Here is a 14568-nt window from a genome sequence, read left to right on the forward strand (position 1 = left end):
CATCATGACGGCGACCGCCACCACGACGGGCACGACCACCACGACCACCACGACCACCGCGACGGGCGCGACGCTGCCGCTCGCGACCGTGCGGGGCCTGCAGGTCGCGTACGGCGACGGCCCGCTCGTGCTCGACGGCGTCGACCTCGACCTGTTCCCGGGCGAGCTCGTGGCGCTGCTGGGCTCGTCCGGCTCGGGCAAGTCCACGCTCATGAAGAGCCTGACCGGCTTCGCCCCGGTGAACGGCGGCACCGTCCGCGTCGCCGGCCACGACCTCACCAACCTGCGGCACGGCCAGCTGCGCAGGCTGCGCGCGCACGTCGGGCAGGTGTTCCAGCAGTTCAACCTGGTGGGCCGGCTGAGCGTGCTGACCAACGTGCTCACGGGCGGCCTGCACGACGCCGGTCCGCTCAACCTCGCCGGCGGCTTCAGCAGCGCGCACCGCAGGCTGGCTCTGGAGCTGCTCGACCGGGTCGGCATCGCGCACAAGGCGAACGACCAGGCCCGGACGCTCTCCGGCGGGCAGCAGCAGCGCGTCGCCATCGCCCGTGCGCTGATGCAGCGCCCCCGGCTCATCCTCGCCGACGAGCCCGTGGCGTCCCTCGACCCGAAGATGTCGCACGCCGTGCTCGACCTGCTGCACGACATCGCGCGCCAGGACGGGATCCCCGTGCTGGTCAGCCTGCACGTGCTGCCGCTCGCGCTCGAGCACTCCGACCGCATCGTCGGGCTGGCCCGCGGCGAGATGCTCGTCAGTGCCCCGACGACGGAGCTCGACGCCGACAGGCTCGGTGTCCTCTACGCGGGCGACGAGGACGACGAGGAGGGGGACGACCATGACGCTCACGTCGCCTGACGCCCGGCCCGCGGCCCGGCGCACGGAGAAGCCGCAGCTCGACCCGCGCGAGCGGGACCGGCTCGAGCACGCGTTCCGGGTGCCCCGCGCCCGGTTCATGCTGGGCGTGCCGATCGCGGTCGTCCTGCTGGTGTGGTCCTTCGTCGGCGCGGAGTTCAACTTCGCGAAGCTCGGCGAGGGCGCGGCCAACATGGGCGAGTTCCTCTCCCGGCTGTTCCCGCCCACCTGGGACAAGCTCGACGTCATCGTCGACCTGCTGATCGAGACGCTGCAGATGGCGATCGTGGGCACCGTGCTCGGCGCCGTGCTCTCCCTGGTCGTCGCGTTCGGCGCGGCGTCGAACATCGCCCCGAGGTGGCTGTACTACCCCACCCGCTGGGTCATGAACGTCATCCGGTCCCTGCCGGACCTCGTGTTCGCCCTGATGTTCGTCTCTGCCGTGGGCCTCGGCCCGTTCGCCGGCATCCTCGCCATGACCGTCGGCTCCATCGGGTCGATCGGCAAGGTCTTCGCCGAGGCCATGGAGTCCGTCGACCGGGGCCCCGTCACCGCCATGGAGGCGGTCGGGGCGTCCCGGCGCCAGGTCGTGCAGTACGGCGTCCTGCCCCAGGCCGCGCCGCTGCTCGTGTCGTACACGCTGCTGCTGTTCGAGGGCAACGTGCGCGGCGCCACGATCCTCGGCATGGTCGGCGCCGGCGGCATCGGCCTGGAGCTCACCACCGCCATGAAGATGTACGACTACGGGCACCTGTCCGCGATCGTCATCTGCATCATCGTGCTGGTCACGGTCGTCGACCAGGCCAGCGCCGTCATCCGAAGGAAGATCACGTGACCGTCACCGACAGCCCCCTCGACCTGCCCGTCGCCCTCCCGGCCGTACCGCTCAGCGCGCCCGTCAACCTCCGCGACCTCGGCGGCGTGCCCGTCGCCGGCGGCTCCGTCCGCGAAGGCTTCGCGATCCGCGCCGACGACCTGTCGATCGTGACCCCCGAGGTCGCGGACGCCCTGGTGGAGCGCGGCCTGCGCGCCGTCATCGACCTCCGCTCGGCCGACGAGGTCGGCGTCACCGGCCGCGGGCCGCTCGGCGCGCAGGCGGCGGTGACCTACCACCACGTGCCGTTCATGGCGAACATCGGTCAGGCGGCGGACGACGCCGAGCACGTCCCGGGGGACGCCACCGACCTGCTGGACCAGAGCCGGTTCGGCCGCCTGTACCTGCGCATGTTCGAGGGCGCGGCGCCGCAGGTGGTCACGGCGCTGGCGATCGTCGCGCACGCCCCGGGCACGGTCGCGTTCCACTGCGCCGCCGGCCAGGACCGCACCGGGGTGCTTGCCGCGTCCCTGCTGCTGGCCCTCGGGGCCGAGCAGGATGACGTCGTGGCCGACTACGCCCGCACGGGCGAGAACTCGGCCGCGATCATGGCGCGCATCGCGCCCGTGATGCGCCCCCTGATGCGCCGGTTCGGGCTCGACCTCGACGAGGCCGCACGGGCCGCCGTCCGGCCGGAGTTCTCGCCGGAGCCGATGCGCGAGCTCATCTCGGTGCTCACCGAGCGGCACGGCGACCCGCTGGCGCCGCTCCGCGCGGCGGGCCTCACCGACGGGCTGATCGCCCGGCTGCGCGAGCGCGCGCTGGGCGAGCCGGACGGTGCGGCGGGCCGCGCGTGACGACGCTCCCCTCGGAGGGTCCCGGGGTCGCGGCCGAGCGCCGCGGCCCCGGTCGTCGTCCCGGCCGGCCCCGGGCCGAGGGCCACGACGAGCGCATCCTCGCCTCCGCCGTCGCGATCATCGGCCGCGGCGAGGAGGTCACCGTCAACCGCCTCGTCGAGGAGAGCGGCGTCAGCCGCGCCGCGATCTACCGGCGCTGGCCCAGCACCACCGACCTCGTCGCCGCGGCCCTCGACCACGGGCGCGAGCCGTACGTCATCCCGCTCGACGGCGACCTGCTCGAGAACCTCCTCGCCGCCCTCACGCCCGCCGCCGCGGCCGCCGGCCGGGACTACCCGGAGGAGCGGTTCCGTCTCCGGATCCGCCTCGCGATGACGGACCGCAAGCTCGCGCAGGCGTACTGGCGCTCCCACGTCGCGCGCCGGCGCGGCGCCATGGTCGCGCTGCTCCGCGCCGGGATCGACCGGGGCGAGCTGCACCCCGACCTCGACGTCGACGCATGCATCGACCTGCTCAACGGCGTCTTCTACTACCAGTACGTGGTGCGCGGCGTGCGCCTCGACGCCCCCGACGCCGTCGCCCGCTGCCGGGAGGCGGTGCGCGTCGCCTGGCGGGGGATGCAGGTCGACCCGGGCTGACCGCGACCGGGCGTCAGCGCGCGTGCTCCACGCAGCGGGTGGCCGCGGGCCGCACCTCCAGCCGAGCGTCGGGGATGGGGCGGCCGCACACCTCGCACACGCCGTAGGTCCCGTCGGCGACGCGGTCGAGCGCGGCGAGCAGCTCGTCACGCTCGCGCTCCGCCTCGGCCGCGAGAGCCGCCGCCTGCTGCCGCTCCCAGGCGAGGGTCGTGCCCTCCGGGTCGTGCTCGTCGTCGACGTTGGCGTCCCGCGCCGACTCGACGATGCCCTCGACGGCGCCGCGCTGCGCCGCGAGCCGCTCCTGCACGGCGGCGAGCCGCGCCCGCAGCCGCTGCTCGGCGTCGCCCGCGCGGCCGTCCGTGCGATGCGTCATCCCTGCAGTCTCCCCCGGCGCCGAATGTTCGGCGGCCCGTCATCGACAGGCCACCGGACCACCCCCGGGGTGGTCATCCCGCCTTCCTAGCGTCCGCGGCGACCGGCCAGGAACGGGCCGGCCCCGACCTCGGAGGGACCACCATGACCGCACGCCGCCGCACCCTGCTCGCCCCGCCGGGGACGCGCACCGTCCCCGCCACCCTGGCGTTCGCCGTCGCCGCCGGGGTGACCGTCGCCTCGCTCGCGGCGACCGCCGTCGCGCCGCCCGTCGCGGACGCCGCGCCCCTGGCCGCGGAGCCCGGCGACGTCGCCTACGCGGAGGACTTCGACGACGTCGCCGACGGCGCGCTGCCCGAGGGGTGGGCCGCCGCGGCCGGTGACTGGTCGGTGCGCGACGGCCGCCTCGTGGGCGAGCCGTCGACGATCGGGCGCGTGACGTTCGGCCCGCACCTGGAGAACTACCGCCTGGAGGCGACCGTCCGCTTCGAGGCGGTCAACAACGCGGCCCGCTGGCTCGCGCCCGTCCTCGACATCGCGCCCTCCGGGTCGGCGCCCTGGTGGCAGGCCGCGATGCGCTCCACCACGACGGCGACGAACGGCCTCGAGCTGGCCGAGCGCACCACCGGGAACACCTGGAACGTGCCGTCCACCGCGGCCGCGCCGTCCGACGCCGGGGTCGGCAAGGACGTGCAGATCGCGGTCGAGGTGCAGGGCAACCACGCCACGTGGATCTACGACGGCCAGGAGGCGCTCGAGGGCCGCATCGGCCGCACGACCGACGGCGTGCTCGGCTTCTCCGCCGACGGCGCCCGCGTCAGCATCGACGACGTCGTCGTCACGGAGCTGCCGCCGCGGCCGGTGGTGAACGAGCCCGGCGAGCTGCCCGTCACGGCGGCGCACCGCGGCTACTCAGCGGTCAACCCCGAGAACACGCTCGCCGCGTACGCCGCGGCGATGAAGGCCGGCGCCGAGTACGTCGAGATCGACGTGCACACCACCGCCGACGACGTCCCCGTCGTCATCCACGACCAGACCGTGGACCGCACCACCGACGGCACGGGCGACGTCGAGCTCCTGCAGTCGTCGTACGTGGGCGGCGTCGACGCGGGGTCGTGGTTCAGCCCCGCGTTCACCGGGGAGAGGGTGCCGACGTTCGCGCAGGTGCTCGACCTCATGGGCACCGGCAGCTCCGACCTGCTGCTGGAGATCAAGGGGCCGGAGACCCGCGAGGAGGTGCACCGCACGGTCGACATGATCCTCGAGGCCGGGCTGGAGGACCGGGTGGTGCTGCAGTCGTTCGACGAGAAGGCCCTGGAGTACGCGTACGAGCGGGCGCCGCAGATCCCGCTGGGCCTGCTGCGCGGCACCCTCGACGCCGACCCCGTCGCCACGGCGGAGCGCCTGCACGCCGCGTACTACAACCCGTCGGGCGCGGCGCTGTCGACCCGGCCGTCCGTCGTCGAGGACCTCAACGCCGCCGGCGTCGGCGTCTTCGTGTGGACGGTCGACGCCGCCGCCGACTGGTCGCGGTTCACCGACCTCGGCGTCGAGGGCATGATCACCAACCGCCCCGGCGCGTTCATCGGCTGGAAGGCGGCGCAGGAGCAGACCGACCCGGAGCCCGAGGCCGGCCCGGGGCTGCTCGCGCGGCTCGCCGACCTGGACCTGTCCACCGGCCAGGCGCAGCAGCTGTTCTCCGCCCTCGCCCGCGAGGACTGGGATCGGCTGGAGCGCGTCGTGACCAAGCACGTCGACGACGCCGAGCAGCGCGACGCCCTGCTCGCGGAGATCGCCGAGCTGCGCGGCTGATCCACCACCCGCTGGTTGAGCCTGTCGAAACCCGGTACCCGCTGGTTGAGCTTGTCGAAACCATGCACCGGGTTTCGACAGGCTCAACCAGCGGCGGGCGGGTTTCGACAGCCTCAACCAGCGAGGGCGTGGTGGGTCCAGCGGCCCGCGACGAGCGTGCCGGCGACGGGTACGGCGCGCAGCGCGTCGGCGAGGTCGGCGGGGTCGTCGTGCGCCGCGGGCAGCGCGAGCGGGTCGACGTCGAGCACGGCGAGGTCGGCGGGGCCGCCGACGGCGAGGTCCAGCGAGCGACCATCGACGGACGCCTCGAGCCCGGCGCGGACGTCGATCCGCTGCTCGGGGTGCCACGGCTCGCGGCCGTCGCGGGAGCGGGTGACGGCCGCCGCGAGCGCCGTCCACGGGTCGAGGGGCGCGACGGGCGCATCGGAACCGAGGGTCAGCGGCACCCCGGCGGCCCGCAGCTCGGCCAGCGGGAACGCGCGGGCGGTGCGGCCGGGCCAGAGCTCCTCGGCGACGTCGCGGTCGTCCATCGCGTGCTCGGGCTGCACGCTCGCGGTGACGCCCAGCGCGGCGAACCGCGCGACGTCGTCCGCGCGCAGCAGCTGCGCGTGCTCCACCGAGCCGCGCGCTCCGGAGGCCTCGAACGCGTCCAGCGCCAGGGCGTTCGCGCGGTCGCCGATGGCGTGGATCGCGCACCGCAGCCCGGCGGCGTGCGCGCGGTTCATGAGGGGCACGAGGTGGTCGGTCGCCACGTTGAGCACGCCGTGCGCGTCCGGGCCGACCGCCCCGGCGTACGCGTCGAAGCAGTACGCGGTGAGCGTGTTGAGCGAGCCGTCGCTGATCACCTTGAGCGGCCCCTGCGTCACGAGGTCCGAGCCGACCGGGTCCCCGAGCGGGTCGCCGTCGCGCAGCCCGGCGGCGAGCACCCCGTCCAGGTGCTGCTCCCACACCGCCGCGCGCACGCGCAGCCCGTCCCAGCCGCCCGCCACCCGTCGCCGCCAGGCGGCCAGGTTGTCCGCCACCTCGAAGTCCACGACGCCGACGACGCCGCGCGCGGCGGCGGCGCGGGCGGCGTCCGCCACCAGGGCGTCGGCGACGGCGTCGCCCACCGTGACGATGCGCGGGCTCGCGGGCATCCACTCCTCCTCGCGCAGCAGCCCCGTGGGGTGCTCCGCGATGCCGAGGAAGCGCAGGCCCGCCGACGAGGCCCACGCGCTGTGCAGGTCCCCGGACAGCAGCACCACGGGGACGTCGCCGGCGACCTCGTCGAGCACCGCGGCGGTGGGGTCGTCCGGCCACGTGGCCCACCGGAACCCGTAGCCCACGAGCGGCGTGCCGCCGGTCGGCGGGGCGGCCAGGTCGAGGCGGTCGCGCACCAGGGCCGCGGCGTGCGCGGCGCTCGTCGCGGCCGACACGTCGAGCCGCTGGCGCACCATCGCCCACTGCGTGAGGTGGGTGTGCGCGTCCCACAGTCCCGGCACCACCGTGCGACCGTCGACGTCCACGACCTCCGCCGGTCGAGCCCGTCGAGACCCGCCGACAGGCTCGACCCGCGAGGGGGTCGCGGCGGCGATCCGGCCGTCGTCGAGCAGGACGTCGACGGGCCGGTCGGGGCGGCCCGCGAGGCGGGCGTTCGTCAGGAGCAGCGCGGGCACGGGGCCACGGTAGACGGCGCCGGCGCCCGGCGGGACGAGCGTCGGGCTACGCGCGCATCGCCGCGCGCCGTCGCGCATGGAGCCGGTCGCGCTCGTCCTCGTCGTGAGCGGAGCGGTCGAGCCGGTGCGGCAGCCCGTGCGCGGCGGTCCAGGCCCGCCACCGGGCGTGCGTCGGGGGGACGTCGGGGTGGTCCAGGACGTCGAGGAGCCACGCCGCCCGAACCCCGGTCCCCGCCTCCTGGGCGTCCAGGGCCGCCGTCAGCCCGGCACGCAGGCGGGGCCCGTCCAGGCGCAGCGCGAGGCGCGAGTAGTAGCGGTCGTACTCCTCGTGGCGACGGTGGACCACGCCGAGGAGCAGCTCGACGAGCTCGCCCTCGAACGGAGCGAGGACGGACGCACGGCACAGGTCGCGCAGCAGGTTCTGCTTGAGGTTCCACACCGCGTACGGGGGGAGGCCGGGCGGCAGGTACACGGCGGTCGGGTGCTCGTTCTCCCAGCGCAGCCACGTGATCTGCTCCTCCGTGACGCCCGGGTCGCCCCCGTAGCCGACGTGGCCGTCGAGCGCCCGCAGCACCCGGAGCACCTCCGCCTCGCTCGGGGCCGCTCCGGCCGCCCGCCGTCCCGCCGTGCCGTGACCTGCCACGACGCGCGGGTCAGGCGCCGCCGGCGGCGTGGACGCGCAACGCCTCGACGACAAGCGCGTGGTCGTCGGCCTGCGCCAGCCCGGACACGGTGACGACGCCGACGATCCCCACACCGTCCACGCGCACGGGGAACGCGCCGCCGTGCGCGGCGAACTCCTGCAGCGGCAGCTGGTGCTTGGCGTTGAAGTCCTCGCCCTTGGCGCGTGCGCGCAGGCCGGTGAGGTACGACGACGCGCCGAACCGCTCCACCACGCGCACCTTGCGCTGCACCCAGGTGTCGTTGTCCGGCGTGGTGCCCTCGCGCGCCGCGTGGAACACCTGCTGCGGGCCCTTGCGCACGTCGACCGTCACGGCCAGGCCGCGCTCGGTGGCGAGCTCGACGAGCAGGCAGCCGAGCTGCCACGCGTCGTCGTGCGTGAACCGGCCGAGCACGAGCTCGCGCTCCTGCTGCTCGACCTCGGCGACCAGGGCTGCGACGTCCTCGGTGGTGTCTCTCACGGGCCCAGCGTGCCACGCGCGAGACTCGCCGTGGCGGTACCGTCGCCCGCGTGACCCGACTGGTGCTCGTCCACGGCCGTGACCTCGACGGACGCGACCCGGAGGCGCTGGAGGCGCAGTGGCTCGGCGCGCTGGGCGCGGGGCTCGCCGCGGCCGGGTCGCCGCTGCGGCCCACGGACGCCGACGCGTCGTTCGTCTACTACGGCGACACCCTGGAGCGCCTGGTGGACGGCGGCACGCCGCCCCCGGTGACGGTGCACGCGCTGGCCGCCGACCCCGCGGCGCTCCCCCGGCTCGTGGGCGCGCTGCCCGACGGCGAGCTACGGTTCCTGCTCGACGTCGCGCGCGAGGTGCTCGCGGGCGCCGGGCACCGGCCCGGCGTCGCGCCGCCCGCCGTCGCCGAGGGCGTCGTCGGGGACGCGCTGGTCGAGGCCGCCGTCGCGGCGCTGGCGCTCGTGGACCGGTACGTGCCCGGCGTGAGCGCCGCCGTCCTGCTCACGCTGACCCGGGACGTGTACGCCTACCTGCACGACGACGCCGTCCGGGCGGTGATCGACGCGGGCCTTGCCGAGGCGCTGTCCGCCGTCCCGGCCGGCGAGCCCGCCGTCGTCGTCGCGCACTCCCTCGGCAGCGTCGTCGCGTACTCGGTGCTCGGCGCGCGCACCGGCGGCCCGGACGTGCCGCTGCTCCTCACGCCGGGCTCGCCGCTCGGCATCCGCGCGATCCGTGAGGCGCTGGTGGCGCGGGCCCCGCTCGCCTCCCCCGCGCGCGTCAGGCGCTGGGTGAGCCCCCGCGACCCGCGCGACCTGCTCGCGCTGCACGACCTCACGCCCGACGTCTTCCCCCTGCCGGCCGGGTCGCCGACGATCGAGGCGCTGCGCGTGACGAACCGGGCTCCGGGGTACCACGCCGCCGCGTACCGGCTCGACGACGGCGCGTGGGCCGGCTACCTCGCGCTGCCGGAGGTCGCCCGGCCGGTCGGCGAGGCGCTGACGTAGTCGTCCCGCTGGTCGAGCCTGTCGAGACCCGGGCCCTGGATCTCGACGGGCTCGATCACCGAGCTCGCCAGCCGGGCAGCACCCGCTCCAGCGCGTCGACGAGCTCGATCGAGCTGCCGTCCTTGCCGCCCGCGCCCAGGATCATCGGCGGCCGCTGCGGCGCGACGCGCGCCCCGCGCACCCGGTCGAGCACGGTCAGCGGCGCGGTGAGCACGTAGAACGCGCCGTCGGTCGTGACGGCGGCCGTGCGGTCGGTGCGCAGGTACCAGCCCCGCAGCGACGTGCGCGCCGTCCCGCGGCCCCCGTAGCCCTTGACCTGCAGCGGCTCGGGCTCCAGCCCGGCGTCCGCGGCGGCGCTGACGAACTCGCGCAGCAGCGCCTCCGCCTCCGTGTGCTCGGCGTCCTGCCGCGCGCGCAGCCGTTCCGCCTGCACGCGTGCCGCCTCCGTGCGCTGCGCCGCCCAGTCGTCGCTCACCGGGGCATCCTCCCACCCGCCGAGTTGTCAGGGTGTGCGTCGGCCTCAGAGCTCTCGCTCGGCGTAGGCGACGAGGGCGTCGCGCACGAACACAGCCCCCTCGGCGCCGCCGTAGTTCTTCGCGAACCGCGGGTCGGCCACGTACATCTCGGCCAGGCCGACGACGTACTCCTTGGTCGGCCGCCCGTGCTCCGACCCGGGCGTGCCGGGGATGCTCCCGAGCCAGTCGGCGTGCCGCGCCGCGAGCGCCTGCGCCTCGTCGGACTTGGGGTCGACGCCGGAGTCCGCGGCGCGGCCCCACGCCTCCCCCAGCTCGCGGGTGCGCGCCTGCCACTCCTTCTGCCCGTCGGGGCCGAGCCCGCGCCACCACGCGTCGCTCGTCGCGTACGCGTCGGCGCCCCAGCGCTCGGTCACCTCCTGCTCGTGCTGCGTGTGGTCGAAGCCGTCCAGCATGTCCTCGGCCATGAGCCGTTCTCCCTTCTCGATGGCGGTCATGGTCCGTTCCACGGTCGCGATCATGCGTGCCAGCCGGTCCTGCTCGGCGCGCAGCTGGTCGAGGTGGCGGCGCAGCGCGCCGGCCTCGTCCGCCTGCTCGTCGAGCACCCTGCCGACGTCGGTCAGCGGCAGGCCCAGGTCGCGCAGCAGCAGGATGCGCTGCAGGCGCCGGACCGCCGCGTCGTCGTACTGGCGCAGCCCGCCGGGCCCGGTGCCCGACGGCGGCAGCAGGCCGATCTGGTCGTAGTGGCGCAGCGTGCGGCTGCTGACGCCGGCGAGCCGGGCGACGTCCTGGATGGAACGGGTCATGACTCCGACGGTAGAGGTTGACGCAGCGTCAACCGCAAGACGGTGGATGAGGGCATTCACATCCGCATCTCATGCGGAGGTCACCGACCGCCCGGACGATCGTCGTCATGAGCAACCGCACCGCACGCCGCCTCGCCGTCCCCACCGCCCTCGCCCTGACGCTGGGCCTCACCCTCACCGCCTGCGCCGATGACGCGGGCGACGGCGCCGCGCCCACGGGCGAGGCCACGACGTCCGCGTCCGACGACGGCGCCACCAGCCCGGCGACCGACGACACGACCGACGACGGCGCGTCGCCCAGCGCCTCCGCCGCGCCGGAGCACCGCACGGCCGCCGGGCTGCTGGCGATCGCCACCGCGGAGAAGAAGGCGGGCGGCACCGCCTTCGCCATCGACGACCCGGACCGCGACACCACGTGGGAGGTCGACGTCGCGACCGGGAAGATCAGCGTCGAGGTCGAGGTGAGCGCCGACGGCACCGAGGTGGTCGGCACGCGGGACGACGACCTCGACGCCGACGACCGGCGCGCGCTGGCCGACGCGAGGTTCTCCATCAGCCAGGCGATCGAGCGCACGGTGGCGAAGACCGGGGGCGACCTCGACGACGCCGAGCTCGACGAGGACGACGGCCGGTACCACTGGTCGGTCACGGTGCTCGTGGACGGCGTGGAGACCGACTACCGCGTCGGCACCCAGGACGGCAAGGTCACCGAGGAGCCCGCGGACGACTGACCGAGCCGACGGCGTCGCCCCGGGCACGTCGAATCACCCGCGGCATCACCCGGCCGCCCGTTGACCCGCCCGGACGCCGGTGGGTCACTGGAGGTATGGCCCGCTCGGTGGACACCGACTATCTGGTCGTCGGCGCGGGGGCGGTCGGGATGGCGTTCGTCGACGCGCTCGTCGAGCACGACCCGACCGCGCACGCGACCCTCGTCGACCGGCGCACGGCGCCGGGCGGGCACTGGCGGGACGCGTACCCGTTCGTGCGCCTGCACCAGGCGTCGCAGTTCTACGGCGTCGCGTCCACCCGCCTCGGCACGGGGCGCCTGCAGGAGTCGGGCCCGGAAGCGGGGCTGGCCGAGCGCGCCACCGGCCCCGAGATCTGCGACTACTACGCGGCGGTGCTCGCCGAGCGGCTGCTGCCGACCGGGCGCGTGGAGCTGCTCGGCGGTGTCGAGTACCGCGACGGTCTGCTCGTCGACCTCACGTCGGGGGACGTCGTCGAGCCGCGCGTGCGCCGGCGGGTGGTCGACGCCCGCTACCTCGCCCCCTCCATCCCCGCCGTGGGCCCACCGCCGTTCGACGTCGACGACGACGCCCGGGTGGTGCCCGCGGGCGCGCTGCCCGACGCGGGGGACGCCGCCGCGTTCGTCGTCGCCGGGTCCGGCAAGACGGCGACCGATGCCGTCGTGTGGCTCCTCGGGCACGGCGTGGACCCGGACGCCATCCAGTGGGTGCGGCCGCGGGACCCGTGGATGCTGGACCGCGCCGTCGTCCAGCCCGACCCGGCGGTCTTCCTGGGGATGGCGGGGACGCTGATGGCCGCCGCCTGCGACGCCTCGTCGGCGGACGACCTCTTCCTCCGCCTCGAGGACGCCGGCGTCATGACGCGGATCGACCCGGACGTCATGCCGAGCATGGCCCGCACGCCGACGCTCGGGCGCTGGGAGCTCGAGCTGCTGCGGTCGGTGACGCGCGTCGTGCGCGGTGGCCACCTGCGCCGGGTCTCGTCCGGCCGGCTGGTGCTCGACGCCGGCGACGTCGCGGTGCCGCAGGGCGCGGTCGTGGTGCACTGCGCGGCGTACGGGCTGCAGCTGCGCCCGGCCCTGCCGATCTGGGGCGAGCGGCTCACCCTGCAGTCGGTGCGGGCCGGTTTCCCGCCGTTCTGCGCGGCCCTGGTCGGCTACGTCGAGGCCCACCGCCACGACCGGCCCGACGCCGAGAAGAACGCCCTGTGCCCACCGACGCCGTACTGGAGCACGCCCGCCGACTGGGCGGCCATGCAGGGCCGCGGGGCGCGCGCCGCCGCCAGCTTCATGGCCGACCCGGACGTCGCCGCATGGGCGCACTCCGTGCTGCTCAACCCCGCGGGCGTGCCGCCCGAGCAGGCCGGGCGGCCCGAGGTGCGCGCCGCCGTCGCGCGGTACCTCGAGCACGCCCCCGCGGGTATCGCCGGGCTGGAGCGGATCGGCCGGGACGCCGGCGTCCCGGTGTGACGGTCTCCCGCCCGGGCAGCGTCAGCCCGCCAGCACCTCGCGCAGCCGGGCCGCGAACGCCGCCGGGTCGTTGCCCGGCGACCACTCGTTGGCCGCGAACCCGCCGTGGTCGCCGGGGAACGTGATCACCTCGACCCCCAGCGCGGCGGCGAGCGCCTCTCCCCCGCGGCGCGGCATCGTGCCCGGGTTCAGCTCGCCGACGGCGGGCACCAGCCGCACGGAGGTGGCGCGCAGGGCCTCGAGGTCCGGCTCGAACCAGGGCAGCGCCCGCATGTTGCCGTCGAGCAGCAGGTCGCCGCGCGAGCCGTCGTCCTCGGTCGGCAGGCCGAACGCCGCCGGGTCGGGGGCGGGCTGCGTCAGGTAGTCCTCGGTGAGCGGCGCGCCCTGCATGGAGAGCTGGATGAACTTGGCCATCGCCGGGCCGAACCCGTCGCGCTCGTAGGTCGCCACGATGTCCTGGGTGACCTTGCGCTGCACCTCGCGGTCCTCCAGCAGCGCCCACAGCGGCGGCTCGTGCGCGACGACGGTGCCCAGCTCGTCCGGGTGCGCCACGACCCACGGCAGCACGTTCACGGCCCCGCCGCTGGAGGCGAAGACGTCGACCGGGCCGTCGCCGACCAGCTCGCGGGCCGCCCGCGCCACGCGGTGGAAGTCATCGGCGTGCAGCTCCACCGACACCTCGCCGTCCGGGGCGAGCGTGCTGCGCTCGGTGCCGCGCGGGTCGTAGGTGATCACGGCCCGGTCGTCGAGGTGGTCGAGCAGCTGGGTGAATCCCGACGCCGCCATCGGCGAGCCCAGCACGAACAGCGGCGGGTGGCCGCCGGGCGCGCCCGGCCGGCGCACGTCGTAGGTGAGGACGGCGCCGGGCACGTCCAGGGTGTGGGTGCTGAGCTCGCTCATGGGGCCTCCGTCGGCCGGGTAGGGATGTCCATCGTCTACGGAGGGAACGACACAGCACCAGCCCGAAACTCATCGGCGTCCGAAGGTCCCGACGGTGGCGCACCACGCCCGTCCTGGGAGCCTGCCCCCAGGACCACGCCGTCCACAGGCTCGCGCCGGCCACCCCCGTCGCGGCCGCAGCCCCGGCCAGGCTCGGCCACGACGCCCGCTCCGGGGCGTCCGGACCCGAGGAGCCGCAATGTCCGTCGCGACGACGCCACCGTCCCCCACACCACCGCGCACGCCACCAGCGGTGCCCCCGGCACCGCCGCCCGACCCGGCCCGGTTCGTCCCGCCCGACCTCGTCGACCTGCGCACCGCCTGGACCCGGGAGCGCGCGCTCGCGACCAGGCCAGGCGCACCGCACCACGGCGGCCGCGCCGGTGGGTGCCGGGGCCGGCACGGCCGGCTGCTCGATGACGGGCTCGACGTCCTGCTCGAGCCCGTGCTCGCCGGCTCGACGACGCCGGGCTTCTACCCGTTCGTCGCCCTCGACGAGCGCACCGCCGCCGGGCTGCTGGAGCGCCTCGACGAGGTGGAGCTCGAGACCGAGCGGCAGAACCTCGGCCCGACGCTCGGCGCGGTGCTGCGGGCCGTCGTGCGGCACCCGGGCCGCGTGCGCGCCCAGGGGTACGTCGTCGGGCCGCTGCGCTGCGACGAGCGGGTCACCGTGACCGGGGTGCTGCTCCGCGCCGGACGCGACCTGCACCTCGGCCCGCGGGACGGCCCCGGGCGCGGGCGCGCCGACGTGGTGCGCGCCCTCGCCGACGTCGGCATCGAGGACATGCACGCGCCGCCCGACGAGGTCGCGCCCTGGCGCGGCCGCCTCCCCGACCGTGGCGTGCCCGGCGGGGCGGGAAGCGGGGCGGACGACGAGCCGTGGTGGCGCGTCTGGTGGGACTGACCCGACGGCACCAGGCCCTGTGGATAACCTCGGCCCGCCTGCACCCGCCGCCGTTAGCGTCGTGCCCGCGCCACGGCGCAGCCACGG

At 75.8% G+C, this 14568-nt stretch carries 16 protein-coding genes; 9 read left to right on the forward strand and 7 right to left on the reverse strand.

The window, feature by feature from the left end; genetic code table 11:
- Window positions 1-4: 4 nt before the first annotated feature.
- From AAG589_RS17340 to AAG589_RS17355, 4 genes are read left to right on the forward strand one after another with little or no spacing between them, the layout of a single operon-like run.
- Window positions 5-856, forward strand: coding sequence for a phosphonate ABC transporter ATP-binding protein (locus tag AAG589_RS17340; RefSeq protein WP_430568525.1), 852 nt, complete (start codon window positions 5-7; stop codon window positions 854-856).
- The gene (phnE, locus tag AAG589_RS17345; RefSeq protein WP_430568526.1) at window positions 837-1688 is read left to right on the forward strand and encodes a phosphonate ABC transporter, permease protein PhnE; all 852 of its coding nucleotides are present in this window, start codon (window positions 837-839) and stop codon (window positions 1686-1688) included. The genes AAG589_RS17340 and phnE overlap by 20 nt, the downstream gene beginning before the upstream one ends.
- Window positions 1685-2524 carry a tyrosine-protein phosphatase gene (locus AAG589_RS17350; RefSeq protein ID WP_430568527.1) on the forward strand — a complete coding sequence of 280 codons (840 nt, stop codon included), beginning with the start codon at window positions 1685-1687 and terminating at the stop codon, window positions 2522-2524. The genes phnE and AAG589_RS17350 overlap by 4 nt, the downstream gene beginning before the upstream one ends.
- Entirely contained in the window at window positions 2521-3162 is a 642-nt protein-coding gene (locus AAG589_RS17355; RefSeq protein ID WP_430568528.1) for a TetR/AcrR family transcriptional regulator, read from the forward strand. Before AAG589_RS17350 ends, AAG589_RS17355 begins: the two co-directional genes overlap by 4 nt.
- A 13-nt stretch (window positions 3163-3175) precedes the next feature.
- On the opposite strand, the gene AAG589_RS17360 is transcribed toward AAG589_RS17355, so the two are convergent.
- Window positions 3176-3535, reverse strand: coding sequence for a TraR/DksA family transcriptional regulator (locus AAG589_RS17360; protein ID WP_430568529.1), 360 nt, complete (start codon window positions 3533-3535; stop codon window positions 3176-3178).
- Window positions 3536-3678: 143 nt separating this feature from the next.
- Between AAG589_RS17360 and AAG589_RS17365 the strand changes: the two genes are divergently transcribed.
- On the forward strand, window positions 3679-5346 hold the full coding sequence (locus AAG589_RS17365; RefSeq protein ID WP_430568530.1) for a glycerophosphodiester phosphodiesterase: 1668 nt from the start codon (window positions 3679-3681) through the stop codon (window positions 5344-5346).
- A 113-nt stretch (window positions 5347-5459) separates the two neighbouring features.
- On the opposite strand, the gene AAG589_RS17370 is transcribed toward AAG589_RS17365, so the two are convergent.
- Genes AAG589_RS17370 through AAG589_RS17380 form a run of 3 tightly spaced genes read right to left on the reverse strand, consistent with a single transcriptional unit; the run spans window position 5460 to window position 8143 of the window.
- Entirely contained in the window at window positions 5460-7001 is a 1542-nt protein-coding gene (locus tag AAG589_RS17370) for an amidohydrolase (protein ID WP_430568531.1), read from the reverse strand.
- Between the two features lie 46 nt (window positions 7002-7047).
- Complete coding sequence (locus AAG589_RS17375) at window positions 7048-7644, reverse strand: hypothetical protein (protein WP_430568532.1); 597 nt, start codon at window positions 7642-7644, stop codon at window positions 7048-7050.
- Between the two features lie 10 nt (window positions 7645-7654).
- Window positions 7655-8143 (reverse strand): heme-degrading domain-containing protein, encoded by a 489-nt coding sequence (locus AAG589_RS17380; protein ID WP_430568533.1) that lies wholly within the window; start codon window positions 8141-8143, stop codon window positions 7655-7657.
- 50 nt (window positions 8144-8193) lie between these two features.
- Between AAG589_RS17380 and AAG589_RS17385 the strand changes: the two genes are divergently transcribed.
- Window positions 8194-9141, forward strand: coding sequence for a hypothetical protein (locus tag AAG589_RS17385; protein ID WP_430568534.1), 948 nt, complete (start codon window positions 8194-8196; stop codon window positions 9139-9141).
- Between the two features lie 55 nt (window positions 9142-9196).
- On the opposite strand, the gene AAG589_RS17390 is transcribed toward AAG589_RS17385, so the two are convergent.
- Both AAG589_RS17390 and AAG589_RS17395 read right to left on the reverse strand, forming a co-directional pair.
- On the reverse strand, window positions 9197-9616 hold the full coding sequence (locus tag AAG589_RS17390; RefSeq protein ID WP_430568535.1) for a hypothetical protein: 420 nt from the start codon (window positions 9614-9616) through the stop codon (window positions 9197-9199).
- Window positions 9617-9661: 45 nt separating this feature from the next.
- Entirely contained in the window at window positions 9662-10420 is a 759-nt protein-coding gene (locus AAG589_RS17395; protein WP_430568536.1) for a MerR family transcriptional regulator, read from the reverse strand.
- 107 nt (window positions 10421-10527) lie between these two features.
- On the opposite strand from AAG589_RS17395, the gene AAG589_RS17400 reads away from it, so the two are divergent.
- Both AAG589_RS17400 and AAG589_RS17405 read left to right on the forward strand, forming a co-directional pair.
- Window positions 10528-11151, forward strand: a complete 624-nt coding sequence (locus tag AAG589_RS17400; RefSeq protein ID WP_430568537.1) for a PepSY domain-containing protein — start codon at window positions 10528-10530, stop codon at window positions 11149-11151.
- A gap of 107 nt (window positions 11152-11258) precedes the next feature.
- Complete coding sequence (locus AAG589_RS17405) at window positions 11259-12638, forward strand: pyridine nucleotide-disulfide oxidoreductase (protein WP_430568538.1); 1380 nt, start codon at window positions 11259-11261, stop codon at window positions 12636-12638.
- A 21-nt stretch (window positions 12639-12659) separates the two neighbouring features.
- On the opposite strand, the gene AAG589_RS17410 is transcribed toward AAG589_RS17405, so the two are convergent.
- Window positions 12660-13538, reverse strand: coding sequence for an alpha/beta fold hydrolase (locus AAG589_RS17410; protein ID WP_430568539.1), 879 nt, complete (start codon window positions 13536-13538; stop codon window positions 12660-12662).
- A gap of 292 nt (window positions 13539-13830) precedes the next feature.
- On the opposite strand from AAG589_RS17410, the gene AAG589_RS17415 reads away from it, so the two are divergent.
- On the forward strand, window positions 13831-14481 hold the full coding sequence (locus AAG589_RS17415) for a hypothetical protein (protein ID WP_430568540.1): 651 nt from the start codon (window positions 13831-13833) through the stop codon (window positions 14479-14481).
- Window positions 14482-14568: the final 87 nt, after the last annotated feature.

It is taken from the genome of Isoptericola sp. F-RaC21, from assembly GCF_038593535.1.
Taxonomy (GTDB): domain Bacteria; phylum Actinomycetota; class Actinomycetes; order Actinomycetales; family Cellulomonadaceae; genus Isoptericola.

Bases quoted from the DNA above. Each gene is read 5' to 3' on its own strand.
- phnE (WP_430568526.1), top strand. From the start codon at position 837: ATGACGCTCACGTCGCCTGACGCCCGGCCCGCGGCCCGGCGCACGGAG.
- AAG589_RS17365 (WP_430568530.1), top strand. From the start codon at position 3,679: ATGACCGCACGCCGCCGCACCCTGCTCGCCCCGCCGGGGACGCGCACC.
- AAG589_RS17410 (WP_430568539.1), bottom strand. From the start codon at position 13,538: ATGAGCGAGCTCAGCACCCACACCCTGGACGTGCCCGGCGCCGTCCTC.
- AAG589_RS17360 (WP_430568529.1), bottom strand. From the start codon at position 3,535: ATGACGCATCGCACGGACGGCCGCGCGGGCGACGCCGAGCAGCGGCTG.
- AAG589_RS17340 (WP_430568525.1), top strand. From the start codon at position 5: ATGACGGCGACCGCCACCACGACGGGCACGACCACCACGACCACCACG.
- AAG589_RS17400 (WP_430568537.1), top strand. From the start codon at position 10,528: ATGAGCAACCGCACCGCACGCCGCCTCGCCGTCCCCACCGCCCTCGCC.
- AAG589_RS17395 (WP_430568536.1), bottom strand. From the start codon at position 10,420: ATGACCCGTTCCATCCAGGACGTCGCCCGGCTCGCCGGCGTCAGCAGC.